At 64.1% G+C, this 23,397-nt stretch carries 28 protein-coding genes and 1 tRNA gene; 19 read left to right on the plus strand and 10 right to left on the minus strand.

Features of this window, described 5'->3' with window-relative positions; translation table 11 throughout:
- Positions 1–3: 3 nt before the first annotated feature.
- Genes FRADC12_RS15945 through FRADC12_RS32335 form a run of 3 tightly spaced genes read right to left on the minus strand, consistent with a single transcriptional unit; the run spans position 4 to position 2,088 of the window.
- Positions 4–309 (minus strand): hypothetical protein, encoded by a 306-nt coding sequence (locus FRADC12_RS15945; protein WP_045877243.1) that lies wholly within the window; start codon positions 307–309, stop codon positions 4–6.
- Positions 306–782, minus strand: a complete 477-nt coding sequence (locus tag FRADC12_RS15950) for a GNAT family N-acetyltransferase (protein ID WP_045877244.1) — start codon at positions 780–782, stop codon at positions 306–308. The genes FRADC12_RS15945 and FRADC12_RS15950 overlap by 4 nt, the downstream gene beginning before the upstream one ends.
- 10 nt (positions 783–792) lie before the next feature.
- Positions 793–2,088: a helix-turn-helix domain-containing protein gene (locus FRADC12_RS32335; RefSeq protein ID WP_232303835.1), complete on the minus strand. Its 1,296-nt coding sequence runs from the start codon at positions 2,086–2,088 to the stop codon at positions 793–795.
- A 570-nt stretch (positions 2,089–2,658) separates the two neighbouring features.
- Between FRADC12_RS32335 and FRADC12_RS29940 the strand changes: the two genes are divergently transcribed.
- Positions 2,659–3,024, plus strand: a complete 366-nt coding sequence (locus FRADC12_RS29940; protein ID WP_084010820.1) for a hypothetical protein — start codon at positions 2,659–2,661, stop codon at positions 3,022–3,024.
- Here the strand turns inward: FRADC12_RS29940 and FRADC12_RS15965 are convergent.
- Positions 3,002–3,226 carry a helix-turn-helix domain-containing protein gene (locus tag FRADC12_RS15965; RefSeq protein WP_045877246.1) on the minus strand — a complete coding sequence of 75 codons (225 nt, stop codon included), beginning with the start codon at positions 3,224–3,226 and terminating at the stop codon, positions 3,002–3,004. The genes FRADC12_RS29940 and FRADC12_RS15965 overlap by 23 nt on opposite strands.
- Before the next feature lie 253 nt (positions 3,227–3,479).
- Here FRADC12_RS15965 and FRADC12_RS15970 point away from each other — a divergent pair, with 253 nt between their 5' ends.
- Entirely contained in the window at positions 3,480–4,613 is a 1,134-nt protein-coding gene (locus FRADC12_RS15970; RefSeq protein WP_045877247.1) for a hypothetical protein, read from the plus strand.
- A 25-nt stretch (positions 4,614–4,638) separates the two neighbouring features.
- Here the strand turns inward: FRADC12_RS15970 and FRADC12_RS31400 are convergent, their stop codons facing one another.
- Positions 4,639–5,424, minus strand: a complete 786-nt coding sequence (locus FRADC12_RS31400) for a hypothetical protein (RefSeq protein ID WP_157488884.1) — start codon at positions 5,422–5,424, stop codon at positions 4,639–4,641.
- Positions 5,425–6,156: 732 nt separating this feature from the next.
- On the opposite strand from FRADC12_RS31400, the gene FRADC12_RS34945 reads away from it, so the two are divergent.
- From FRADC12_RS34945 to FRADC12_RS31405, 3 genes are all read left to right on the plus strand, one after another.
- Positions 6,157–6,597 carry a class I SAM-dependent methyltransferase gene (locus tag FRADC12_RS34945; RefSeq protein WP_502685257.1) on the plus strand — a complete coding sequence of 147 codons (441 nt, stop codon included), beginning with the start codon at positions 6,157–6,159 and terminating at the stop codon, positions 6,595–6,597.
- A gap of 110 nt (positions 6,598–6,707) precedes the next feature.
- Positions 6,708–8,165, plus strand: a complete 1,458-nt coding sequence (tnpC, locus tag FRADC12_RS15975; protein ID WP_045875598.1) for an IS66 family transposase — start codon at positions 6,708–6,710, stop codon at positions 8,163–8,165.
- A 49-nt stretch (positions 8,166–8,214) separates the two neighbouring features.
- The gene (locus tag FRADC12_RS31405; RefSeq protein ID WP_157488885.1) at positions 8,215–8,454 is read left to right on the plus strand and encodes a hypothetical protein; all 240 of its coding nucleotides are present in this window, start codon (positions 8,215–8,217) and stop codon (positions 8,452–8,454) included.
- A 699-nt stretch (positions 8,455–9,153) separates the two neighbouring features.
- On the opposite strand, the gene FRADC12_RS29950 is transcribed toward FRADC12_RS31405, so the two are convergent.
- Entirely contained in the window at positions 9,154–9,912 is a 759-nt protein-coding gene (locus tag FRADC12_RS29950) for an inositol monophosphatase family protein (RefSeq protein ID WP_198152927.1), read from the minus strand.
- Between the two features lie 74 nt (positions 9,913–9,986).
- On the opposite strand from FRADC12_RS29950, the gene FRADC12_RS31410 reads away from it, so the two are divergent.
- Both FRADC12_RS31410 and FRADC12_RS28460 read left to right on the plus strand, forming a co-directional pair.
- On the plus strand, positions 9,987–10,637 hold the full coding sequence (locus FRADC12_RS31410) for a uridine kinase family protein (protein WP_157488886.1): 651 nt from the start codon (positions 9,987–9,989) through the stop codon (positions 10,635–10,637).
- Between the two features lie 255 nt (positions 10,638–10,892).
- Complete coding sequence (locus FRADC12_RS28460; RefSeq protein WP_052710944.1) at positions 10,893–11,246, plus strand: hypothetical protein; 354 nt, start codon at positions 10,893–10,895, stop codon at positions 11,244–11,246.
- A gap of 78 nt (positions 11,247–11,324) precedes the next feature.
- Here the strand turns inward: FRADC12_RS28460 and FRADC12_RS31415 are convergent, their stop codons facing one another.
- The gene (locus FRADC12_RS31415) at positions 11,325–11,819 is read right to left on the minus strand and encodes a hypothetical protein (RefSeq protein WP_157488887.1); all 495 of its coding nucleotides are present in this window, start codon (positions 11,817–11,819) and stop codon (positions 11,325–11,327) included.
- A gap of 362 nt (positions 11,820–12,181) precedes the next feature.
- Between FRADC12_RS31415 and FRADC12_RS15990 the strand changes: the two genes are divergently transcribed.
- Complete coding sequence (locus FRADC12_RS15990; protein ID WP_157488888.1) at positions 12,182–12,586, plus strand: hypothetical protein; 405 nt, start codon at positions 12,182–12,184, stop codon at positions 12,584–12,586.
- A gap of 93 nt (positions 12,587–12,679) precedes the next feature.
- On the opposite strand, the gene FRADC12_RS15995 is transcribed toward FRADC12_RS15990, so the two are convergent.
- Positions 12,680–13,786 (minus strand): hypothetical protein, encoded by a 1,107-nt coding sequence (locus FRADC12_RS15995; RefSeq protein WP_157488889.1) that lies wholly within the window; start codon positions 13,784–13,786, stop codon positions 12,680–12,682.
- Between the two features lie 121 nt (positions 13,787–13,907).
- Between FRADC12_RS15995 and FRADC12_RS16000 the strand changes: the two genes are divergently transcribed.
- From FRADC12_RS16000 to FRADC12_RS34950, 11 genes are all read left to right on the plus strand, one after another.
- Complete coding sequence (locus tag FRADC12_RS16000; RefSeq protein ID WP_045877251.1) at positions 13,908–14,246, plus strand: hypothetical protein; 339 nt, start codon at positions 13,908–13,910, stop codon at positions 14,244–14,246.
- A gap of 97 nt (positions 14,247–14,343) precedes the next feature.
- Positions 14,344–14,589: a hypothetical protein gene (locus FRADC12_RS16005; RefSeq protein ID WP_045877252.1), complete on the plus strand. Its 246-nt coding sequence runs from the start codon at positions 14,344–14,346 to the stop codon at positions 14,587–14,589.
- A 34-nt stretch (positions 14,590–14,623) separates the two neighbouring features.
- A complete protein-coding gene (locus tag FRADC12_RS31420) occupies positions 14,624–14,797 on the plus strand; it encodes a hypothetical protein (RefSeq protein ID WP_157488890.1) in 174 nt (57 codons plus the stop codon).
- Between the two features lie 138 nt (positions 14,798–14,935).
- Positions 14,936–15,211, plus strand: a complete 276-nt coding sequence (locus FRADC12_RS31425) for a hypothetical protein (RefSeq protein WP_157488891.1) — start codon at positions 14,936–14,938, stop codon at positions 15,209–15,211.
- Between the two features lie 179 nt (positions 15,212–15,390).
- The gene (locus tag FRADC12_RS31430; RefSeq protein ID WP_157488892.1) at positions 15,391–15,552 is read left to right on the plus strand and encodes a hypothetical protein; all 162 of its coding nucleotides are present in this window, start codon (positions 15,391–15,393) and stop codon (positions 15,550–15,552) included.
- Complete coding sequence (locus FRADC12_RS16010; RefSeq protein WP_084010826.1) at positions 15,542–17,827, plus strand: type IV secretion system DNA-binding domain-containing protein; 2,286 nt, start codon at positions 15,542–15,544, stop codon at positions 17,825–17,827. Before FRADC12_RS31430 ends, FRADC12_RS16010 begins: the two co-directional genes overlap by 11 nt.
- Positions 17,828–17,948: 121 nt before the next feature.
- Positions 17,949–18,731 carry a replication-relaxation family protein gene (locus FRADC12_RS16015; protein ID WP_045877253.1) on the plus strand — a complete coding sequence of 261 codons (783 nt, stop codon included), beginning with the start codon at positions 17,949–17,951 and terminating at the stop codon, positions 18,729–18,731.
- Positions 18,728–19,768 carry a DNA-methyltransferase gene (locus FRADC12_RS16020; protein WP_045877254.1) on the plus strand — a complete coding sequence of 347 codons (1,041 nt, stop codon included), beginning with the start codon at positions 18,728–18,730 and terminating at the stop codon, positions 19,766–19,768. The genes FRADC12_RS16015 and FRADC12_RS16020 overlap by 4 nt, the downstream gene beginning before the upstream one ends.
- Before the next feature lie 92 nt (positions 19,769–19,860).
- A complete protein-coding gene (locus tag FRADC12_RS16025; RefSeq protein WP_198152928.1) occupies positions 19,861–20,181 on the plus strand; it encodes a hypothetical protein in 321 nt (106 codons plus the stop codon).
- A gap of 211 nt (positions 20,182–20,392) precedes the next feature.
- Positions 20,393–20,845, plus strand: coding sequence for a recombinase family protein (locus FRADC12_RS29955; protein WP_084010830.1), 453 nt, complete (start codon positions 20,393–20,395; stop codon positions 20,843–20,845).
- Positions 20,842–22,572 carry a recombinase family protein gene (locus FRADC12_RS34950; RefSeq protein WP_502685311.1) on the plus strand — a complete coding sequence of 577 codons (1,731 nt, stop codon included), beginning with the start codon at positions 20,842–20,844 and terminating at the stop codon, positions 22,570–22,572. The genes FRADC12_RS29955 and FRADC12_RS34950 overlap by 4 nt, the downstream gene beginning before the upstream one ends.
- Here the strand turns inward: FRADC12_RS34950 and FRADC12_RS16035 are convergent.
- A tRNA-Arg gene (locus FRADC12_RS16035) sits at positions 22,535–22,610 on the minus strand. The two genes, FRADC12_RS34950 and FRADC12_RS16035, sit on opposite strands and share 38 nt — an antisense overlap.
- Positions 22,611–22,851: 241 nt before the next feature.
- Positions 22,852–23,325, minus strand: a complete 474-nt coding sequence (locus tag FRADC12_RS16040; RefSeq protein WP_045879690.1) for a DinB family protein — start codon at positions 23,323–23,325, stop codon at positions 22,852–22,854.
- Positions 23,326–23,397: the final 72 nt, after the last annotated feature.

The raw sequence follows: 23,397 nt of genomic DNA on the forward strand, positions 1-23,397 counted from the left end.
TCGCTATGACCGTTTGATGCCGCCCTCTATTATCCACGCGCTTTCGGTTCTAAGTTTGACGGCCTTCGCCAAGTCGCCGAGCATCTTCGATCTGATTTCGCCGTCGAGGCCCTGGTTCTGGGCTCGCTTAAAACAGTGCATGGCGAAAAGGCGCTTCTCTGGCTTCAGATAACCGTCGTTGCCGCGATCTGATCGGTCGTCGTCAATCGGCAAGAAGTCGGAGCCGTACTCGGCCCGGAGTACGGCGTTGCATAGCCGCGTGAACTCCTGCGGTACCGTAATCAGCGAGATTTGAGCTGCCAGATTCATGTGATCTTGTGATTCTCCGTTTGTGCCCGGTAGAAGACTTTGCTCGCATGCACCCGCGTACCCAAAGCGCCATAGAACGCCTGCGCCCCGGTGTTTTCCGTATCCGTCGTCCACTCCACCCGGCTGCACCCCTGCTCCGTGGCGATGGCCCGGAGGTGCTCCATCAGCAGCCGCCCCACCCCGTGCCGCCGGGCGGCCTCCGAGACGTACAGCTCCTTGAGAAACAGTGAGTGCGTCACCCCGGCGGCGGGCCACAGGTACGAGTACGAGGCCATCCCGACGAGCCGATCCTCTTCCCGGGCCAGCAAGACGTAGGCCGCAGGGATGGGTCCGAACAGCAACCGCTGGATCTGAGCGGCGAGGACTGCGGCGTCCTCGGTGGGCGGCGCACCGTAGAAGGTGTCCAGCTCCACCATGAGGGCGGCCAGGTCTTCGGCGTCGTCCTGGCTGGCAGGCTGCACCGTGATCGTCACCCGCGAGAGTTTAGGCCCCGCCTCCGACAAGTCCAGGGGGCAGTTCCAGCAGCTCATGCAACTGGCGGACGGCCGCGGTTGGGCCGCCCCGGCGGGCTGCATTCTGGGCCAGGCCCCGCGCCCGCTGGACGATGAGGCCGTCCCGTCGTTGAGCGGGCAGCTCCAGCAGGGTGCGGGCGACTTGGGCGGCACCTTCAGTGACTTCGCCGTCATGGATGAGGCAGTCGGCCCGGTCCAGTTGGATCAGAGTGCGGTCCATGTAGTCGCTGGCCGGATACAGGGCCAGCGCCCGGTCGGTGGCTTCCCAGACCCGGCTTCGGTCGCGGAGGTGAGTGAGGGCGTTGCCCTCGTGGAAGCGCAGCTGGGCTTCGTTGTAGCCGAAAGCGGATTCGGCTACGTCCTCAGGGGAGAGTCCGGCCAGGATGGCTTCGGCCCGACGAAGAGCCGCATCGGTTTCGTCCCCCTGCCCGAGCACCGCATGGGCGCGGGCCTGGAGGGCGGCAGCCAGGACGGCACCCACACACGGAGTGCGCCCGGCGATGGCCTGGGCTTCTTTGGCGGCGGCGATGGCCTCGGGTACGGCGCCGCCGTAATAGAAGGTGTAGGCGTCTTGGGCACGGACCCACGAAGACAGCGCCGCATCCCCAGCTTCATCGGCGGCCAGGCGGGCGGTCCGGCCCCAGGCCCGGGCGGGCCCGCGTTGCCCCATCTTGATCAGCGCCAGACTGATGAGCCCGGCCAGCTGCGCCGTCACCCGGGTGAGCTGCCGGGTTGTGCTTGAAGGCTGGCGCGTAGCCAAGGCGTGCTGGACGTCGCCGAAGTCCCGGGCCAAATCTTCCAGTTGCAGGGCGGCGGGAAGGTACCGGGTGGCCCGGCCGTGACCGGAGACGATGCGTTCCCAGTCGTCCATGGTGGCCGCGGTGGGTGCGCCAGTCGTGAGGTGGCCTTCGGCCTGCCGGCGCAACTGCTCCAAGTGGTCGAGGGGGACGCCGGCGGGGTGGACCGGAGCCATCTGGCCCGGCACCGGGGGCAGCTTGAACCACAGCAACGCCTCGGGGATGCGCAGCGCCTGTGCCCAGCGGATGAGTTTCGCAAGGTCGGTGATGGGCTCCCCGGACTCGATGCGGGACAGCTGCGCCTGGGTCAGATCCATCCACCCCGCCACTACGTCCTGCGACAGCGGCGGGTTGTGAAAGGGGGGGGTGCGATAGGCCGCGATGACCCGGCCCATGTGCCAGGCCGCCAAGGCGTCCCGCAGTTGGTCCGTCTCCCAGAACTGGGCGGGCACTTCGGGGGCGGCAGCCACGAGGTTCCGGGCCTGGCGGGCGCACGAACCGCACTGGGAGCCGGAATTGTCCCGGGCTAGCCGGGTGCCGCAGCGGCAGTACCGGCGGGAGGGTTCGCCCTCGTCCACGACGATGCCCCCATTCCCATACCGATTGGATCATCCGGTCGGTTCCGGAGTCTATGCGTCACGGTAAGTGGTGGCGAGGGGCCATACGCGCGGTGCATGATCCGCATTCGCGCGGCCTCTTGGCCAGGTCCGGCGGGGTGCGTCATGGTCCGGCCAGGCCCCGGGGCCGGGTGCGAAAAACCGTCGCCTGGTGCAAGCGCCCGGTCCCGGGTGCCCGCCAGGCGTAGGTAGGAGCGACGGGCGGAGGACACGGGTGGGTGGCTGGGCGAACGGCGCATGTCGGAACGGACCGCCGTATGAAGATCTGCCGCTGCGACTTATCCAGCTTGAATGCCAGCTCGTCGTGGCGCAGCTCGACGAGCTGGAATCAGGTCTCGCTCGGTACCGGGACCGCCTCGGCGCCTTGCCGCTTGAATACGCCGCCCTCGTAGAGCGCGTCGAAACCGTCACGGAGGAGACCCGATGGATCGACGGGCAGCTGACCAAGATTGCCGACCGGCAGAAGCGCAGGCAGGCCCGAGCTTCCCGCCCCGACGAATCCGGCCCTACGCCGTCCTAAACGGCTACGGCGAGCAGCTGGCAACCTTTGCCGACTGGAGCGACGCCCACGCCTGGGCGCACCGCGCCGCCGACGAGCCCGAGGCCATTTTGCCGCTGGAGGTGGAAGACCGCTCCCAGCGCATTACCCGCCGGATTGGCCGTGGCACCTGTGAGCTGATCGCCTGGACGATTTTCACCAAGATTGGCGGCTGCGAGCCGGTCGAAGAGTCGCATCCAGCCATTTACGAACCAGGGGAGGCGGACCCTACGGCCGCCACGACTCCCTGAGCAGGTCCAAAGGATCAACGTGGAGGGTGGCGGCCAGCCGCTCCAGGGACCGCAGCGTGAGGTTGCGTTCGCCGCGCTCCAGGCCGCCCATGTAGGTGCGGTGGACGCCGACGACATCGGCGAAGGCTTCCTGGCTGAGGCCGCGTCCCTCGCGGTAGCGGCGCAGGTTGTGCCCCACGATGCGCTGCAGCTGGCCCTCCATGACAGAGCCGACAGTGCCCGTGCTGCTACTTGTAGGTCTACAGACTTATGAGTAGCATCGGGCCTGTCAGACAAATACCGTCCACGAAAGGAGGTGACAGCATGACCGGCGGCGAGGGTAGCTGATGCACTGGGGGCAAGCGCCCCCGCAAAGCTCCGGACGTTATCGGCATGTGGCCGAGGCGCCGGAGCTTTGTGCTGCGTCCGGGATCGCGCGGCATGATCAAAAAGTGTCACAATGACGACGAAACGCCATGGCAAACCTGCACGAAGATTACGACAAGCTCCAAACCGCCTTCATCGGCCTCGTGGTCGCTGTGCTCGGGGTCGGTTTGCTGGTGCTCGCGAAAAACCTGCATCTGTTTCCGAGGCTCGCCTGGTTGAATTTCTTCCCCGTGAGCGAGATCGGCGGCATACTATTTTCCTTCGGCCTGTTGGGGATCGGCCTCGACTACGTGCAGCGGCGCAGCGCCAGCCGCCTCCAGTCGGAGCAACTGCGCCAGATCATCACCGAGGAAGCCCCAGCCCTGCGCGACGCCGTCATCCGCGGGTTCGCCTTCGATCAAGCCGACCTCGCGCGAGTGGCCACACCCGACATGCTGGACGAGATCTTGCGCAACAGCCTGGCGCTGCGTCTGGGAGACGTCACCTTCGCCCGTGAGCTCTACGGCGACATCCGGGACCTGGCCATCGCTTCCACGGAGCGCTGGCACGACGCCCGGGTGGAGCTGACCCTTTCGCCTCTAACCATGGTTAGAGGCACTCCCTCCGGGAGTGCCTCGCCCGCTACCCGCACCCCGATGTTTGCCCTCACGGCCCGGTGGGAGTACACAACGATCCCGGCCAGCCCCATGCGCCGGTTCGTCTGCGTCTCCGACCGCCAGGAATACCGCGACCTCAGCCAGGAGGCGGGGCCAACCTCTGCGTGGTGGTTCCGTCCCGTCGATGACCTGCACGGCGGCTCCCCGGAAGCCTTCGAGCTAGCGCAGTTCACCGTAGACGGCAAGGAGCGGCCCATCCGGCGCAGCGCCCGCGACGGGAGCCAGACCTACAGCGTCTCCGTCGGCAAGGCCGCCGTCGAGGCAGGTGAGCCCGTGGTGATCTCTTACACCTACCGGACGCTGGTGCGGCAGGACGGCAGGTTGATCAAGATCGACGTGGAGCAGCCCACCCGAGGGTTGACGGTCCAACTGGACTACCGCGATGCGGCGGTCCAGGACGTGCGGCTTCTCGACTTCTTCGCCAGCACGAACCGTGCCCGCATCAGTGAGGCGCCGGAAGCCGTGCCGGAGCAGACGATCCGGGCGGAGTTTGATGGGTGGGTGTTGCCACGGTCGGGGGTGGTGCTGGCGTGGGAGTTGGACGACCTAAAACAGAATCGGAAATAGTCAGCTCGATAGACAACCTTGGTTGCTACTTGGCGCCAAGTGCCTCATCGAGTGCCGTTCGCGCAGATTTCCCCGTCCGCTCGCTGTCTACGATGCCAAGCAGGAACGCAACTACTGTGTCTGCGTAAATTCCAGCGCCCTCCCACCTCGAAGTAGGGTAGTCGCCGGGCTGGAGACGGTACCGGATAAGAAAACCGTCGAGCATGGCTTGAAGCGCGAGCTGGATACGCAATGGGTTCCAGCCGGGCCGTAAGACTATTCCAAGACCCTCGATCAGCTCGGCGTAGCTATCCGCCCATCTTTGCAGGTTAGTTTGTATGGTCGGGAGCACTGCGTTCCACATCTCGGGGTGCTGAGGCAGAAGCGCTGCTAGATGGGTAATGAGGTAGCTTCGCGGGTGGCAGGCTAGTTCATCGAGCGTCGCGTCCGATACCTGCGAGACGGTTTCTGCCATGGACGAGGGCGCGCCGTGTAGAGGGGAAAGTAGCGGCAGCGGATTCCCGGGGTTCACCATGGTTTCGTCCTCGTAGAGGAGCGCATACACAAGAGCGTCCGCCAGAAACCTCTCCTTGGTTGGCCATCGTTGCCGGAAGGCCTTGGCGCTCGTATTCGGCTTGCCATTCTCGGCCGCTAGCCGAATGACATCTTCGACACGAAGCCAGTCGAGAGCCGCCGGGAAGCGGATGGCACGAAGGCGCGGAGGCCGATCTTCTTGCTTTACATCAAGATAGGCGTCGAGCAGTTGGGCTGCCGTTGCGAGAAAGTGCAGAGCGGCGGCGTCATGCCGCGACGCGGCTGGTCGTGGACTCACTGCGGACCCCCGTGTCCGTTGACCGTTTCATACCCATATCTACTGCGCGCTGATCACCCTGCGTAAGGAGAGTTGGTTGCCTCTCTTCGTAGCGTTGACGCGGCCTTCCTTCCGACAGAGGCTTAGCTAGTCCGACACTCACCCTGGCCCAGAAGTACCAAAGCAAGATTGAGGGCGCATAGAGATACCGACAGCCAGAAAGAGAGACCGTGATCCGTCTATCTTGAGGCAGGCTTATATTTTCAAGATTTCTGCGCATCCTCGTGGTGCTGTGTACGGCTTGGGGTGGTGGTGATAGGCGTTTCCGTCCTTACCGCTTACGCTGCCAGCGCCGCCGGTGGCCGTGCCCAGCAGTCTCGCCATCTGCCGCAGTGACAATCCGCGAGACTTGCGAACTGAGCGTAACGCCGTGTCGACACGCCGCTCGACAGTCGAACTGGCTGGCTCACCTCCGGTGGCGTCCTTATGCGTCAAGACACCCCCTCTTAGTCCTATGTCCAGCACTGAGTGTGACGGATATGGAATCAAAATGGAAGAGCGGTCGTCGATGTGGTCGGTCTTCGGCCCGGCCCGAGCTGTCTCAATGATGATTCTTGCGAGAGGCCATCGAGAGCCAATTAGGAATGGCCAACCATCACTTGGAGAAGATCTACTTTGAGTTTTCCCTCTTATGAGCATCCCTATCGAACAACAGCCAATCACGATGAGATTTGGAGTCATTCACCGCACTATGTGAACAGGGTGGTGAGTGAAATCATCACAGATCTCAGACCAAGCCAGACCGACCACATCGTGGACCTGGCTGCGGGGACCGGAGTTTACGCACAGAAACTAAGCGAACGGTGCAGCCCTGTAAACCCAATAACTTGCGTCGAACCTTTCGCGCCAGCGATTCAGCGTCTTGCGACGGACAGCCGATTCAAAGTGGTAAGGAATGACGCTGAAACATTCTTAGCGTCGAATAGTACCTACGACGCAATCCTAGTAAAAGAGGTAGTCCACCACTTCTCTCACCTTGATGAGATATTCCTCCGGATGTCAACACAACTAAACGTCGGTGGAAGGTGCCTGATAGTGATGTGGCCCCCTCGCCTGCCATATCCACTCTTCTCGGCAGCAGCTGCCCTATTCGAGCAAAGCCAGCCTCATTTCCTAAACGTAGCGGCATTGTAACTAGTCAGGCCTCCTGATCTTTTGCTGTTGTCGCAGGTCGGGTCGTTTTGGTGACGATCGGTGTGGGCGCGGGGTGGGTGCGGTGGGTGACCGTCTCGTAGGTTGATCGTGTGTCTTCCGTCGATCAGCCCGCGCCGTCGTATGACGAGCTCGCGGTGCTGGTCGTGGCGCAGGCCGCGCAGGTCGCCGGGTTGCGGGCCGCGTTGGAGAAGGCGCACGCCGAGATCGAGGCGTTGCGGGCCCAGGTGGCGACGAGCTCGCGGAACTCCTCGAAGCCGCCGAGCTCGGACGGGCTGGGGAAGCCGGACCCGAAGTCGCGGCGTGCGCGGACCGGCCGGAAGCCGGGGGGGCAGGAAGGGCATGAGGGGTCGACGCTGAGGCTGGCCGCGGACCCGGGCCGGGTCGTGACCCATGAGCCGGCGGTGTGTCGGGGCTGCGGGGACGGGCTGGTGCTGGCGGCGGTCACCTCGGTCGAGCGGCGCCAGGTCGTGGACCTGCCGGAACCGGTCCCGCTGGTCGTCGAGCACCGGTTGGTCGAGCGGGAGTGCGCCTGCTGCGGGACCCGGACCCGGGCGGCGGCACCGCGCGGGGCCGACGCCCCGGTCCAGTACGGCCCGCGGGTCGAGGCGACGGTCCTCTATCTCTATGGCGGCCAGTTCCTGGCGCGCGACCGGGCCGCCGCCGCGATGGCCGAACTGTTCGGCACGCCGCTGTCGGCGGGCACGGTCGCCGCGATGCTCGCCCGCGCCGCGGCCCGCCTGGCCAAGGAGTTCCTCCCGAGGGTCCGCGACGAGATCGCGGCGGCGCCGGTCGCCGGGTTCGACGAGACCGGGCTGCGCGTCGCCGGGAAGCTGCACTGGGTGCACTGCGCCCGCACCGAGAAGTACACCCTGCTCGTCTGCCACCTCCGCCGCGGCGTCGAGGGGATGGCCTACCTGGGCGTGCTGCCCGGCTACACCGGGGTCGCGGTGCACGACTGCTGGTCGCCGTATGACACCTACGTCCAGACGGATCACCAGCTCTGCTGTGCCCACGTGGCGCGGGAGTTGACCGCGGTCGCAGACACGTCGCCGCCCGACGGCTGGTGCTGGGCGACGCAGGCCGGCGAGGCGCTCGTCGACCTCGAGCGGCTCGCCGCCGACGCCCGCGCCGCCGGCGCCACCGCCCTCGCTCCCGAAGCGACCGCCGAGCCGCTGCGCCGGCTGCGCCACGCCGTCCAGATCGGGATCAGCCAGACCCAGGCCCGCTCGACGAAGCTGATGCGTAAGCACAACGCCCTGGCCCGCCGCCTCGCCGACCGCGAGGCCGACTACCTGCGCTTCCTGAACAACCTGGCCATCCCACCAGACAACAACGGGCCGGAGCGCGACATCAGAATGGTCAAGCTGAGACAGAAGGTCTCCGGCTGCCTGCGCTCCCTCACCGGCGCCCGCCAGTTCTGCGCACTGCGCAGCTACCTCTCGACCACCGCCAAACACGGCCTCGCCATGCTCGACGCCCTCGTCCAACTCGCCGAGGGCCGCCCCTGGCTGCCCACCAACACCCAAGCCCCCACCGCCACCGCGTGACAACCAGTAACCGTCAGCCAAGAAACACCTGACTAGTTACGCGGCATCGATGCGTGATGCCGGCATGGAGACTACATGGCGCCGAGTCGACATTCCATTCTCAATACCAAAGTCCGTCTATCTCTCGATGGTTCGCCGTAAGTGGATGTCTCTTCTAGCTTCCTTCACGGACGTCGAAATCGAAGCGGGGATCGCAGAGCTTGAAAAAAGATTCGGCCCGATCGATCTCCTGCAACTATCAGAAGAATTTATTTTTGTGTATGGCGTCAAATCAAGAGAGGATTCTTGAGTGTGTACGAGCGAGCGCTTCGCGCTTCCCGAAGTGGCTCCGTCTTTTGATCCAATTGCGGAAATGGCGGATTTTGCTTCGACTATACGTCTTCATAACCGGTCGAGACTCAACTCGCCGTCTGCTTTCCGTCAAGCAAGTATCACTTATGCCTGGGGGCTAAGGGTAAGCTCAGCGTTTCGGAGAATGCCAAGTGATCTGTCGGATGAGATATTGTGTGCTTACCGGAATCTCGTCCGAGAAACCGACCATATTTATCAGCGATTGATATCGGCTACCGGCCTTAAAGTAGATTACGTTGACGAGTTTGAGCCGTATAATAGTGCTGATGAGATGTGTGCAGAAGTTCGCTATACAGGGACCCTGAGAATCGGAACGATCGCGGTCCAGAGCAACATCCATCCCATTCTCGCTGCAACCCGCGGAGGCTCGTACGATCGCTTCCGGGCCGTCCATGATGTACTGGGACACCTCGCCCTTGGGTCAGGGTTCGACCGTAACGGCGAATACGCAGCTTGGATCTTCCAATCCGCCGCATACAGCGATGCTACCTGGCGAGCGGCCGGGACTCTTCTACATGGCGAGAATGCCGTGCTATGGACGACCGGTCTCTTTGCGAAGCACCGGATAGGCATCCTACCATCTACATGCCTAATTGCACCGGAACACATCGTGACTAAAGTAGAAAGTGGCATGGATCTAAACCAGTAGATTTGCCTCGAGCTCCGCATGAACAGTTGGGGTTGTTGCTATCAGATTCGTATCTTTATAAGAATATCCTGATTTGCCTATGTTATGAATTATGCCGCCCGCCTCCTCGACCAGTAAACTTCCTGGTGCTACGTCCCAGTCCTTCTCCCATGAGTCATCGCAGATGATCCCGTCAATAACCCCAGATGCAAGCTGGCTAAATTTCCAGCCGCCTGCGTAGTTGCAGACGACATTTCCAACAAATCCTGCTTCACATAGCTGCTGGTAGTAGGGCTTCCGGCGACTATAGTCGTTAGATGACTCAAAATATATGATCGACTGGCTAGTTTTCCGGTCGCTGACGTGTATCAGGTTGCCATTCCTACGTGCGCCTCGACCCCGAACGGCAATATAGAGCGCATCTTGAATAAAATCATATATGACCCCAACGTTGACCCGGCCATCCTGAACCAGAGCCAGTTGTGAAACGCATTCAGGGAATCCCCGAATGTACCAGTCTGTGCCGTCGATGGGATCGACTAGCCAGAATCTGTCCGCACGTTCTCCGCCGAACTCTTCCCCTACCACTGGCGTATTTGGGTCTACTTTCGCAAGAAGTTCACGAATTCGTAATTCGGCCCACTTGTCGAGTTTGGTGACACTAGTACCATCACCCTTCTCGGTAGATACTGCGTTTCCGAACGATTTGAGGAGGTTCGGGCGTAGTTCACGGAGCTTCTCGAATACTGCTGGATCAACCTCGTTCACTATCCGAGCCCTTTGTTCAATCAAATATAATATATGAGTAGACTAAGAGATTGTCAACTGCAAAGGTGGCACATATGTTAGTACCCGTTCGACTGTTGGCGGGTATCCTGCGTTCCAAGGTAGCTAATCCAGAGATTCTCTTCATTGGTATTGATGGCGGATCTGGAGCCGGAAAGAGCTACCTTGCGCAGTGTTTAGCTGGTCGCCTGAGACTCCTCGGGGAAGAAGCACATGTAATCTCGGTTGACGAATTTATCCGCCCTCTAGATGACCGGCGTGAAGGAGGAGTTGTATCGTCTGAGATCGGCCACGACTTAGATTGGCGTACACTGAGAACAGTGTTAACGAGCATTAAACAAACGGGCAAGGCATCTTGGTGTCCATACGACTGGCAGACTAACTTGTTTGCTCAATCGCGGGAGATCGACGCGAAAGGTTTTCTTATCGTCGAGGGCGTATATGCTTTGCGACCCGAGCTCGCGCATATCTACGATTTTTCCTTTTGGGCGACCGGAGACCGGAGTGGGAGAATAGAACGCGCAGTACAGCGTGACGGCGAGGGGAGTCGTGTCTCGCTTATGCGTTGGTGGCTACCAGACGAAGATGTATATCTCGCGAAATCAATCGACAGCACGCATCGCGCGAATATTGTCTTTACGATTCCACCTAATGATAAAGGGGTCACTGAAGACTCAGTCGATCTGTTGAGGATCGCATTCGGCTAGTGATCGCTACCGTGTCCCCTTATTGAGAGGCACAATACGCACCAGGAGTACCGCGACCTGAGCCAAGAAGCCGGGCCAACCTCCGCCTGGTGGTGCCGCCCCGTCGATGACCTGGACGGCAACTCCCCGGAAGCCTTCGAGCTGGTCCAGTTCACGGTCGACGACAAGGAGCGGCCCATCCGCCGCAGTGCGCGACCGGGCAGCCAGACCTACAGCGTTTCCGTCGGCAAGGCCGCTGTCGAGGCGGCATGTCCCGTGGTGATCTCCTACACCTACCGGACGCTGGTGCGGCAGGACGGAAGATTGATCAAGATCGATGTCGAGCAGCCCACCCGAGGGCTAACGGGGCAACTGGACTACCGCAACGCAGGGGTCCAGCACGTGCGGCTCTTGGACTTCTTCGCCAGCAGCAATCACGCCCGCATTATGGATGCGCCGGAGTCGGTGCCCGAGCAGACGATCCGGGAAGAGTTCGGGTGGGGTATTGCCCCGGTCCGGGGTGGTGCTGGCGTGGAAGCTACAGGAGCCGAACCTGCCCGCAGCATCAACGGTCCAGTAATCTGGCCCAGCTTCACAACATCGACCCTTCGCCTGCGAGCGCTTCCCTAATCGTGGCGCGGCTGATACCGTCAAGATTTTACTTAGCCGAATCATCTCACTGCGCAGAGCTGCTGAAAGTCTCTAAGTTTAGTGCTCGTCTCCGTATCTGCGACGGTGATCATCTCTTGCTTTTCTTTGAATTTCTCTTTGATCCTTCAGCCATTGAAGGCGAGCGTTGAACGCCTCCTGGGCTCGATCAAACTCGGCCCTTTTCTCGCGGTATCTGTCGCGACATGAATAAAACCTGTCACGCGCTTCGATCAGTTCGGTAAGCAGGCCTTTCCTTTCCTCCTGGTGTCGATCGCGCAAGTCGCGATGGTGGGATGCCTGGTCTCTCCAGTAGCCAATTTGATCGTGCTGGCCAAATTCGTAGCAATGCTGTCTCTGCCGCTGTGCTTCAAGCATGTTCTGATGTTCCCGGTCGCCTTCTTCTTTGAGGTAGTCAAGCCGTCCCTGATTATGACTCCTGAGCCTGCTGTAGACCTCGAAGGCATGATCGAGGTCACGCTTGGGCTCGACGAGCCATTGCTTTGCCCAGTCCTTCTCCTTGCCAAGACGATTAAGCTCCGGATCGTCGCCCATAACGCCCCCGCGTGGGTCGAGCTTGCGTTCTGTGCTGCAGATTATACGGCGGCAGACGTGCGCGTCGACGTCAATTACGCGACCGCGGTGAGTCGGTTGCGCTCAGTACTCGTAGGCCTACTCAATGTTGGCATCGCGGAGGTATGCCTGGCACCTATTGAGGGCGCACTCGGCGCGGGCCTAGGTTGTTAAGGGCGGTTGGGGTCTATTGACTTTGTTGATCTTCGTGTCATTATTTGTATACTCCGCCTTGCCCAGAGATCGCCGTTCGGGCTGGGCGCATTGGCCTCTACATGCGCGAGGCGTATGCCAGTCAATGTGCCCAGCCAGGAAATACCTGGTCTGAGGCAGTGGAGAATATTATGGACGTCAGCCTCGATTTCGGCAGACTCCGGAACTTCGAGACGGCCGCCGCCTACGTCCTCGGGACGAGGGCTTACCTCGTCGGCGAGCAGTCGCTCATGCACATGTGGGCAGCGACGGACAGGATTCCAGCTTTTCTTGTCGCCTACGCCGAGGCCATTCGGACGCTGGTGGACGAACGGCGCGGGTGGGACGATGGCCCGCTGCCTGCGTACCCCGCGGTCGACTTGGTCGAGCGCTCGATCATCCTGCTGACCGAGAACGAATCGATTCAGCTGCAGTTCGGTCGCGAATGCGCCCAACTGAAGATCAGTTCCGACGCGGACGATAGCGTGCTGACCGCCTTGGCGGACGAGTACCTGGGTGCGGTCGATGACGGTCCCGACATGGAGCCGGTCGACTAGCGTCCACCCCATGTCGTGCCCCACTCGGGGCGCGGCATGGGGAGCAACCATAGCCCTGAAATACCCTACGATATTTGAGGCCTATGGTGGCAGTCACTTTTGCTCCGCCACATATGGGCGCTCACCCCCAGGAGTCCGAAACCCCATCACCAAATCTCGGATTCCCGGATCGGCAGCATACCGCTCGGTCCGGTACCAGTTCTGGATCAGCTCGAACTCGGTCTCAACGGTCTGGCCGAAGGTGTCGGTGTTTCGCATCACTAGGTGGATCTCGCAGCGGTCGGCGGGGTGGTCAAGGTCGCACGTGCACAGCGTCACCCACTGCTGGAGCTTGCTCGTAGCAAAGTCCCACTCTCCGGCCGTGCGCACGGCCTCCTCGAAGAGGTGGGGCTCGGGGGCTTCGAGGCGGCTGCGGATGAGGCGCAGGCGCGAGATGTACTCCTCAGGGAAGGCGTCGTGGTACTCGATGCGTTCGGCGGCGTCACACAGGGTTTCGCAGCCGGGGTCGGTGGGGGCAAACCACAGAGGCCCGTGGAGGCGGAAGAAGCGGTCGCGCTCGTAAGAGAACTCGACGGTCCACCACAGCACCAGATCGAGGTACTTCTCCCAGCTGGGCAGGCCGTCCCGCCGCTGCACGAGGGCGGTGGTCAGGTCGGTCTGGAGCGCGTACCCGGCCGTCTCCATGCGGAAGTAATGATCACGGAACAGACTCAGCCAGTACAGGGCGACGCTCTGGGGCACCTCGGCCCCGACCATCATCCGCTGGACGTCGGCCCGGAGGTCGCTCTCCCGCTGGAGCTCCAGGATCTGCTGGGCGACGAGCCGCCGGAGGCGTTCTTCCCGGCGGCCACGGAACTGCCGCATCTCGACGCCGCTCTCCTCCTGCGCCTTACGCCGAGCCTCCGCCGGATCAAGCTTTTTGGTGCGGTAGTGAACGCGAAAGAGCAGCTGGGCCTGGACCTCTTCCGGGTCGTCGCCCAAGCGTTCGGCTGCCTCCCGCACCAGCTCCACGGTGGCCTGGGCGGTTCCCAGGGTGGTGTTGACGAGGGTGCGGGCGGCTACGACCGGAAGGGCACAGAAGGTCGAGAGCTGGTTCGTGTCCCCGTTCAGGAGGGCTTCCACGTCCAGCGCCGAGTCTCCGGCTTCGCGGACGAGGGCCAACTCGGCGGTGAGCTGGTCGAGCTGATCTGACTGCGGCATAGCGACCATGGTGCGCGCTGCCAACCGAGTGCCACCTGAGGCCCTCCTCAGCGCAGGAGCCCGGACGGAACTTCGGGTCATGCAAGCGGCAGATCGCCGCCCGGCAGACCAGGAGCCGCCCATGACAGATCTGGAGCCCTACCGCCCCACGAGCTTGGACCGCTTCACCGTCCAAGGCCGCGCCGTCACCCGCCGCCTGCGGGAGGTGGAGGGAGAGGCGGTCGTTCGCGCGAGGGCTGTGGTCCTGCGGGAGCAACTGGACATGCTTGAGGCGCAGCTGCGAATGCGAGATGGTGGCCGCCTGCTGCGTGCGGCGGTTGACGAGTTCGCGCAGAACGATGCCTACATCCACGTCCGCACGCGGGACAACCCGGCCTTGGAGTTGTCGTCCCGAGAGCTGGAATGCCGTATTCAGCTCGCGATTGGCGACGTCGCCGTCAACCATGTCACCCGCCAGTGATTGAGAACCTCGCAGAGATCTTGGCGGTCGGCTACTTCCTCGGCCTCATCGTCTGGATGGCTCCGAAGGCCTGGCGTGAGATCCGGCGGAAGCGCCCGTGACCGGCCACCTGGCCCGCTCGCTGCTCGAATACCTCGCCATCATGGGCGTCGGCTTCGTGGCCGCTTTTGTCCTCGTGATGGCCTGGTTCTTCGTGGCCGAAGGGCTGCCCCGGCTGCGTGTTCACCTTCGTGAGGCCGTCTCGTACCGCCTCCATCTCCTCCTCATCCTCACTCTTTCCCGACTCCTCAAATTGGAGGTAGCCCGTGAAATCCGTAAAGATTCCCAGCGGCGCGGCCGCTAAGGGGGCGGCGGCCGGACTGGCCGGAGCCGCTGGCGTGCTCCTGGTTATTAAGTTGGCCTGGTGGGTCCTCGCACCCCTGCATCCGCTGGTGGTCGTCTACATCGTGGCGCATGCGGTCGTGAAGCTGTACGCGACCGCGGCCAACGCCCGGGCCAGAGTCCTGTTCAAGCAGATTGAGGCCAGGCGGGGGCGTCGTGATGGAGCCTGACCGGCGGGGCCTGCCCAACGACCGAGAGCACCAGGCCCCGGAGGGCCAGGTAGAAAGCCTCGGCCAAGATGACAGCGGCGACGCTCCGGCCCGCCGCTTCGTTGCCTCGGCTCTGGCTCATGTCGTGCGGGAGGGCTGGTGCTGCCGCAACTGCGGCGGGGGCTTCTGCCTGCACGTCTCGCCGTCGCGGTGCCCGTCGTGCGGGGCGCGGTCTGGTTCCCGCCGCAAGCGGCCTGCGGTGGAGCTGGAGCCGTGAGCAAGCATCTCACCGAGACCCTGATCCTGATCTTCCTGGTCTGCGTCGGGGTGAAGGTGGCGGCCGAGTTTATCTCGGCCGCCCTGCCCGCCCTGATCCCCGTTTTCATCATGGCCGTGGTCGTCATCATTATCTTGCGCTGGCGCTCTCACCTGTGAGTTGTTCCAGGCGTTCGGTATTTATTCCCTTGATTAATTAGCATTTTACCTGCGGCGCTAGTGGGCCTCGCCAGGCTATAACTAATCGTGTTACAGCAACGGCCCAGGTGGGTTCCCGGGCTTTCTTCGATGCGGCCACGTGGTCGGCCGAAGGTATTAACCATGCAAGGAGGGTGTGTATGGCGCGTCGTATTCATGTCACGGGGGTACCCCGGGAAAAACCAAATATCGGCTTGTATGTGCTGGCGCTCATAGAGCTGGCCCGACAGCAGCAGGCACGGGCGAAGGTCCGCCAGGCGTCCGAAAGCGCGGCAGGGAAGGAGGCCCCCGATGAGCAGTGAACTCCTCTTCTGGATGTGCCTGGTCATCTGCGGCCTGGTGACCTCGGCCATGGCGGGGATCGTGGCCCTGCGGGCACGCGATGAGGCCCGCTTCCGGCAGGATCTGGCCGTCTACGCCCTGCGCTTTCCCCCAGGTATGGAGCCGCTGGCAGTGGTGGCCATGCTGACGGGCCTTTCGGGCCTGGCCGCGCCTTGGTGGCGGCGGGCCTGGGCGGTGCGGGGCGTGGTAATCGAGGTGTCGGCCACGGCGGCGGGAATTGCGCACCACCTGCTCGTGCCTCGGGTGGATGCGGCCGTGGTGTTGGCGGCCATCCGCGCTGCGATGCCGGATGTGGCGGTGACGCCGGACAACGGGTACGAGCTGCCACTGCCAACCTCGGCGGTGAGCCTGGGCTTGTCTACCCTGCGGCGTCCGCTCGAAGTGAGTCGCCCGGAAGTGGTGTCAACGGCGATGCTGGCCAGCCTCCAGCCCCTGGCCGCCGGGGAACGGCTCGTCATGCAGTGGGCCCTCATGCCCGCCCGTCCCACCAGGCCCGTGGTCGAAAATTCTGGGCCGGGCTCAGCCGGGTTCATCGGGCAAGTGGTGGAGCGGCTCGTTTCCGGCGCGAGGCTCGACGCGGCAGCAACCAAGGACCTGCGAGCCAAGCAGTCCGGGGCCATGTTTGTTGCCGCCGGGCGGATCGGGGCGGTGGCCCGGACGCCGAAGCGGGCCGGGCAACTCCTCGGACGGATGAACGCGACTCTTCACACTGCCCATGCCCCCGGGGTGAGCTTCTACCGCCGGCGGCTTGGCCGGAGCCGGGTGGCCCGGGACATGGCCGCCCGCCGCTTGCCGGTGGTGACGTTTCCGCTGGTGCTCAGCGCCTCGGAACTGGCCGCGCTCGTGGCCTTCCCCTTGGGCTCGGTGATGTTGCCCGGCCTGCGGCTGGGCGGAACCCGGCAGTTGGCGCCGTCAAGCGACATCCCCATGGGGCCGCGGACGGTGGCGCGGTCCACCTTCCCCGGGGCGGAGCGGCCGTTGGGGTTGTCGGTAACGGACAGCTTGCGGCACCTGCACGTCATCGGCCCGACCGGCGTAGGTAAGTCCACCTTGCTGTTGGGGCTGATCACGCAGGACATGAAGGCCGGTCGTGGCGTCGTCGTCCTTGACCCCAAAGGCGACCTGGTGGCCGATGTCCTGGACCGCGTGCCCGAAGGCCGCCGGGATGACGTCGTGGTGCTCGACCCCGGCGACGAGGCGCGGCCGGTGGGCCTGAACCTCTTGTCTGGCAGCCACCTCGCTCCGGAACTGGCCGCCGATCAGATCGTCGGGATCTTCCATCAGCTCTACAAGGCGTTTTGGGGTCCCCGGACGGACGACATCCTCCGGGCGGCGCTGCTCACCTTGGCCGCCGAACCCGGCATGACCCTGTGCGAAGTGCCCCTGATCTTGACGGATGCGAGCTTCCGGCGGCGGCTCGTGGCGAAGGTGGATGACCCCGTAGCCCTGGGTCCGTTCTGGGCCGCTTACGAAGCGTGGTCTGATGCGGAGCGCGCCCAAGCCATCGGCCCCGTCATGAACAAGCTGCGCGCCTTCCTGCTGAGAAGACGGGTTCGCAACGTGTTGGGCCAGGCCAACCCTCGCCTCGACCTGGCCGACGCATTGAGCCACCAGCGGATCGTGCTGGTGCCGCTGACGAAGGGCGTGCTCGGGGAGGAAGCGGCGGCCCTGGTTGGATCGCTGGTGGTTGCCCGCGTCTGGCAAGCCACGCTCGGCCGGAGTGCGGTTGCGGCAGGAGAGCGGCCCACCACCTTCCTATACGCCGACGAGTTCCAGGACTTTGTCAACATGCCGCAGAACTTCGGCGACGTCTTGGCGCAGGCTCGCGGCCTGGGGCTGGGTATGACCCTGGCCCACCAACACCTCGGCCAGCTTCCAAACGATCTTCGTGAAGCGGTGTTGGCCAATGCCCGCTCGCGGGTGATTTTCCAGACATCAGCCGCGGATGCCGGGCGACTCGCCAAGGAGCTCGCGCCCCATCTGGGGGCCTCGGACCTGCAAGGGCTGGGTGCCTACGAGGTCGTTGTCTCCCTGTCTGCGGGCTCGCGCGTGGCCCCGCCTGCAACGGGCGTAACCCTGCCACCGCCTCCCGTCACCGGCGACGGCCAGGTAGTCCGGGCCGCTTCCCGCAAGCAGTGGGGCCGGGACCGGGACGAGGTAGAAGCCGCCATCCGGGCGCGGCACGAGAGCCGTAGGCATGCCGGACGGGTCGGCCGCCGTGAGGTGTCCGAATGAGCCGGGCACTTCCGGCCGCTGTGCCGGTCGCGTCGAGCTGGCTCCAGCCTTTGCCGTGGCTGGGCGCGGTATCTGCGGCGAAAGTGCAGACGACTCCCCAGTTCATCCGCGAGGTGCATTCATGAGCCGGGGCTACGTGACCACACGTCAAGTGGCGGCCCTGGCCGCGACCATCACGCCCCGCGAACGGGAGCTTCTTGCAACCTTGGCCGTGGTGCGCGTGGCCACCGGGGCGCAGCTGGTCCGGCTGCATCTGGGTGATGTCTCAGCGCGGCGGGCCCGTGGAGTGTTGGCCGGAATGGTGGCCCGGCGGCTGCTGGGGCGGCTGCCCCGGCGCGTCGGTGGGGTGCGGGCCGGGTCGGCAGGATTTGTCTACACCCTGGACGTTGCAGGCCAGCGCCTTATGAATCCGGAGCGCACGCGGTGGCAGCGGCCCTGGCCGGTGGGCACGCCGTTTCTCGCGCACTCCTTGGCCGTGACCGAGTTGTACGTCGCCCTGCGTGAAGCCGAGGCCGCCGGGCTCCTGGTGGTCGCTGGCTTCCAGGCGGAACCGGCCAGTTGGCGCAGCTTCCCTGGTGTCGGCGGCGGCCGGATGGTGCTCAAGCCGGACGGGCGGGTAACGCTGCGGCTGGGCCGCTACGAGGACACCTGGATAGTGGAGATCGACCGCGCCACGGAATCGCTGTCAACGATCCGCCGCAAGTGCGAGACCTACATCCGCTACTGGCAGTCCGGCCGCGAGGGTGAGGTCTTCCCCCGCGTGCTGTGGGTAGTGCCGGATGAAGGCCGCCGGGATCAGCTTCTCGCCGCCCTGAGCCGCCTGCCCGCGGACACGTGGCAGCTGTTCACGGTGGCGCTCACGGGCGACGCCGTGCCCCGCCTGATTCAGGGGGCAGGCGTATGACGGAGCTTCCTCGCAACATCATCCTTACCGGCGACGCCGCGACCCGGCTGCGGGAGCTGCCAGCGGCCACGGTGGACTGCGTGATCACATCGCCGCCCTACTACGCCCTTAGGAATTATGGGCATGATGATCAGTTGGGCCTTGAGGCCACGGTGGATGAGTGGGTCGCTGGCCTGATGCCGGTGTTCCGGGAGCTGGCCCGGGTCGTGAAGCCCACCGGCTCCGTGTGGCTGAACCTTGGGGACAGCTTCTCGCGTCACGCCAGATACGGCGCGGCACCCAAAGGCTTGCTGCTGGCGCCGGAGCGGCTGGTACTGGCGCTCTCCGGTGCTGGCTGGCTCGTGCGAAACAAGGTGGTGTGGGCTAAGACGAACCCCATGCCCAGCTCCATCCAAGATCGTCTGACCCTCACCTACGAGGTGGTCTACTTCCTGGCCCGCAGTCCTCGGTATTTCTTCGATCTTGATGCCATCCGGGAACCGCACCGCTCCGGCGGCGGGAAGGCTGCCGCCAAGGCCGACCACGCCCGTCCGACGTACCGGGGACCGCTCGCCGCCTCCAATGAGGGGCTGGCGAGGGAACGGCCGCCAGGGCAGCCGGGCCATCCGCTCGGGAAGAATCCCGGGGACGTCTGGCAACTACCGGCCAGTAACTATCGCGGTGGCCACTTCGCCACGTTTCCTCCCCGCCTCACCCAACGGCCGCTCCTCGCGACCTGTCCGGAGGCCGTTTGCACCGCTTGCGGCCAAGGCTGGAAACGGCAATACACCGTGCGGCGCCTGTGGTCCGCAAAAGATCAGGAAGCCACCACGGTGCGCGAGGCGGGCGAGTTCATCCGCTGCAACTGCGACGCCCCGACCGTTCCCGGCGTCGTGCTGGACCCCTTCTTTGGAACCGGCACCGTCGGCGCGGTGGCCTGTGAAAACCGACGTGACTACCTCGGCATCGAGCTAAACCCCCACTACGTGCAACTGGCCGAGGAGCGGATTAAGAAGGCGTGCGGATCGTCGGATGAGCTGCAAGCCTGCCCCGCCTGAGCCCGGGGCTCAGGTGCCTCGCCGGTGTCGTGCGGCCGAAGTCCTCATCCAACGGGATGAGCGGCCGCACCCGCACCGGGGAGGAATCCGCAATGACGGAACCCGCAAAGTCCATCGCAGGACACAAGACATTGGCAGTGAAGCTGCCCAATGCGCTGCATTCTCAGCTGGAGCTGATCGCCAAGGTGGACGAGTCCACTTTGGGTTCGGAACTGCTCTGGGCTGTGGAGTTCTACGTGGAGGCCAAGCGTTCCGCGCCGGACTTCGCAGAGAAGGCCCAAGGCGTCATCGCCGAAGCCGAGGCCCAGGCCGCGGCGGCCCGCCAGGCCGTTGAAGCCCTGCTGCGGCCAGCCTCCGAAACGCCGGTGCCTGGCGAAACCTCTGCCAAGCCCGGAACCCGGAGCGCCAAGTGAGGTAGCCGAAAGGCGACTTCATCCGGCTGGGAGGGATGCGCGCACGCGCATCCCTCCCAGCCATCAACCTGCCTGTTTTTGCCTGTGCAAAGCTGAAAAACGGGCATTCATGGGGGTTTAGATTCCTGGAAAAATGACGGGTATTTCGGACCGGAAATGAAATAGAATGGGCTGGGTCGCACAATGATTCTTGAAGAAATGGAGGTGTCGTATGGAAAAGCTATCATCAAAAGAAACGCAGTCCTCACAGAAGAAGGCCGTCATCTACCTGCGGGTGGGACGTACGCCAGGGTGGGAGACTGCCATCGACCGCCAGCGCCAGGAGTGCGAGGACCTCGCCCGCGCGCTGGCAGCGCAGGTCGCGGGCGTCTACGCCGACCACGGAGGCTCCGGCAGGTTCAAGGACCGACCGGGTCTGCGAAAGTTGCTGGGCGACCTTGGGCGAAGCCGCGATGTGTTCTGGCTTCTCGTGTCCTCCCGCGACAAGCTGGGCCGGAACACTACCGACAACCGAGGCGTACGGATGGCGCTGGATGGACTCGGGGTGCGGCTGGCGAGCGCCGCCGAAGGCGTGCCAAATAGCGGATCAACTGCGGCGGACCGCTTCACGGCGCAGGTTCACAGCACCGTGGCCGAGCTGTACCACCGGCGGAGCATCCGATGACGCCGACTGCGGCCGGTGCCGCACTCCCGCCCCTCCCACCGGCAGCTTTCGCGGCGGCTGAGCCGCAGCGCAGAAAAAGAGCCGTGATCTACCTGCGCGTATCCACTGCCAAGCAGGTACACCGCGACGACGATCCCGACGGCTACTCCCTGCCCGCCCAGCGCGAGGCCTGTGACCGCAAAGCCGAAAGCCTGGACGCCGAGGTGGTCGCGGTATTCGTCGACCGAGGCGAGTCTGCCAAGACGGCGGACCGGCGCGAGTTCCAAAAGATGCTGGCCTTCGTCAAGCAGCAGGGCGACATTGACTACGTCATCCTGGACAAAGTGGACCGCTTCGCCCGTAACCGGCGGGACGACGCCAACATCATGTTCGAGCTGAAGACCGTGGGTACCTCGCTCATAAGCGTCAAGGAAAATATAGACGAGACGCCGGGCGGCCAGCTGCTTCACGCCATCATGGCCGGTATTGCTGAGTTCTACTCACGCAACCTGGCGACCGAAGCCCTGAAAGGCATGACCCAGAAGGCCAAGGTTGGTGGGACACCGGGCCGGGCGCCCGTTGGGTATCTGAACACCCGCCAGCGCATCGAGGGCCGCGAAGTCGCCATCGTCATTGTCGACCCGGAGCGGGCGCCGCTGATCCGGTGGGCCTTCGAGGTGTATGCCACGGGGGAGTGGACCATCCGGCAGTTGGTAGAAGCCTTGGCCGAGAAGGGTCTTAAGGCCTTGCCGCACGGCAAGAAAATACCTGGGCCGCTTGTGGCAGCACACATATCGCGGATCTTGCGGAACCGTTATTACATTGGCAGGGTTACGTTCAAGGGAATCGAGTACGAGGGCCGCCACGAACCGCTGATCTCAGAAGATCTTTTCCATCGAGTCCAGGAGATGCTAGATTTGCACAATGTGGCCGGTGAGAAGCGGCGGGTGAACAACCACTATCTCAAGAGCACGGTGTACTGCGGCACCTGCGGTGAGCGCCTGAGTCTCACCAACGCCAAGGGTCAGTACCTGTACTTCTACTGCCTGGGACGCCAGACCCGCCGCACCGCCTGCACCCAGCCGTTCCTGGCCGCGGACGCCGTGGAAGAAGCAGTCGTGCGCTACTGGCAGACCGTCCACCTCTCCGACGAGATGCAAGAAGCGATCCGTAACGGCGTGCGGGCTGAGATCCAGCACCGGCGGGACCAGGCAGGGCCCGAAGCTGCCCGGGCCAAGCGCCGCGTGCAGGAGCTGGCGGACGAGCGGCGGCGGCTGGCCCGAGGCGTCGTGACCGGCAGCATTCCGGAAGACCTGGCGCGCGAGGAGCAGGAGCGGATCGTCACGGAGCTTCGCCATGCCGAGACGACGCTGCGGGCCACCGAGACGATGTATGAGGACATTGAGGAGATCTTGCGGCTGACCCTGGAGCTGGTGGGGCGGGCCGGTGATGTCTACCGGGCAGGCGGCCCGCAGGTGCGCAGGCTGGCCAACCGCTTCTTCTTCGAGCAACTCAGGGTGAGCGTGGTGGTCAACGTGACCACGGTGACGGAGGCCACGCTGCACGAGCCGATGGCGACCCTGCTAGACCCAGTCTTCCAGTCACAGATGATCCAGAACGACGCAAACCCCGGCCAAGATCTCCATGGCGTGGGCCTTGGTGGGCCGGACGACACGGTTGATCTTGATCGGGGTTTGAGAATGGTCTATTTGGTGCGCTCGGAGGGACTCGAACCCCCAACCTTCTGATCCGTAGTCAGATGCTCTATCCGTTGAGCTACGAGCGCATTTTTCTGTTGTCACGTGCTGCCGCCGCCCGCTCCCGCAGGCGACTGGAGCCACCTTACAGCACGACGGAGGTGTCGAACGAGCCGGTATCGGCTGCGCGGCGGGGGATGACGCCCGTCCCTGGTCCACGGGCCGGGCAGCGCGGACCGGGACGGCGATGGGACGCCCGGCGGGGATACGGGCGGTCGAAGCCGGCGAAGGGGCGGAGCGCCGCACCCGCACGCGACGCTGTGAGCAGGCCTACTGCTTGAGGATCTGTTCGCGCAGGATGTCCGCGTGGCCGCAGTGCTGGGCGAGTTCGCGCAACATGTGCAGGTAGACCCAGCGCAGTGGGAGCGGGCCGCGGCGGTTGCCCGTCAGCCGGTCGTCGAGGGTCAGGTCGGCTGTAGCCCGGCGGGAGGCGGCGCAGGCCGCGCGGTAGGCGGCGAGCACCGAGCCGATCGTGTCCGCGTCGGTCAGGATGAACGACTCGTCGGGGGTGGCCGGGATGCCGATCTCGGCGCGCGGACGGCCGGTCACCGCTTCGTCGAACCAGACCTTCTCGACGAAGGTCGCGTGTTTGACCAGGCTCAGCAGCGTGGTGCGGGAGGGGACGAGGGACCTGCGGGCCTGCTCTTCGGTCAGGCCGTCAAGGCAGGCGTCGAGCATCGCGCGGTGCTGGTCGAGGAAGGTGTCGAACTGGGCCTTCGGCGGGCTGTCGATGACCTCTTCCATCGACGGGACCTCCCGGTTCACACGGGAAGTATGCAGCATCCTGGGCGGAAACGGCAGGGTAGGCGGCCGAGC

Origin of the sequence: Pseudofrankia sp. DC12, from assembly GCF_000966285.1 — a bacterium.
In the GTDB taxonomy this organism is placed as follows: domain Bacteria; phylum Actinomycetota; class Actinomycetes; order Frankiales; family Frankiaceae; genus Pseudofrankia.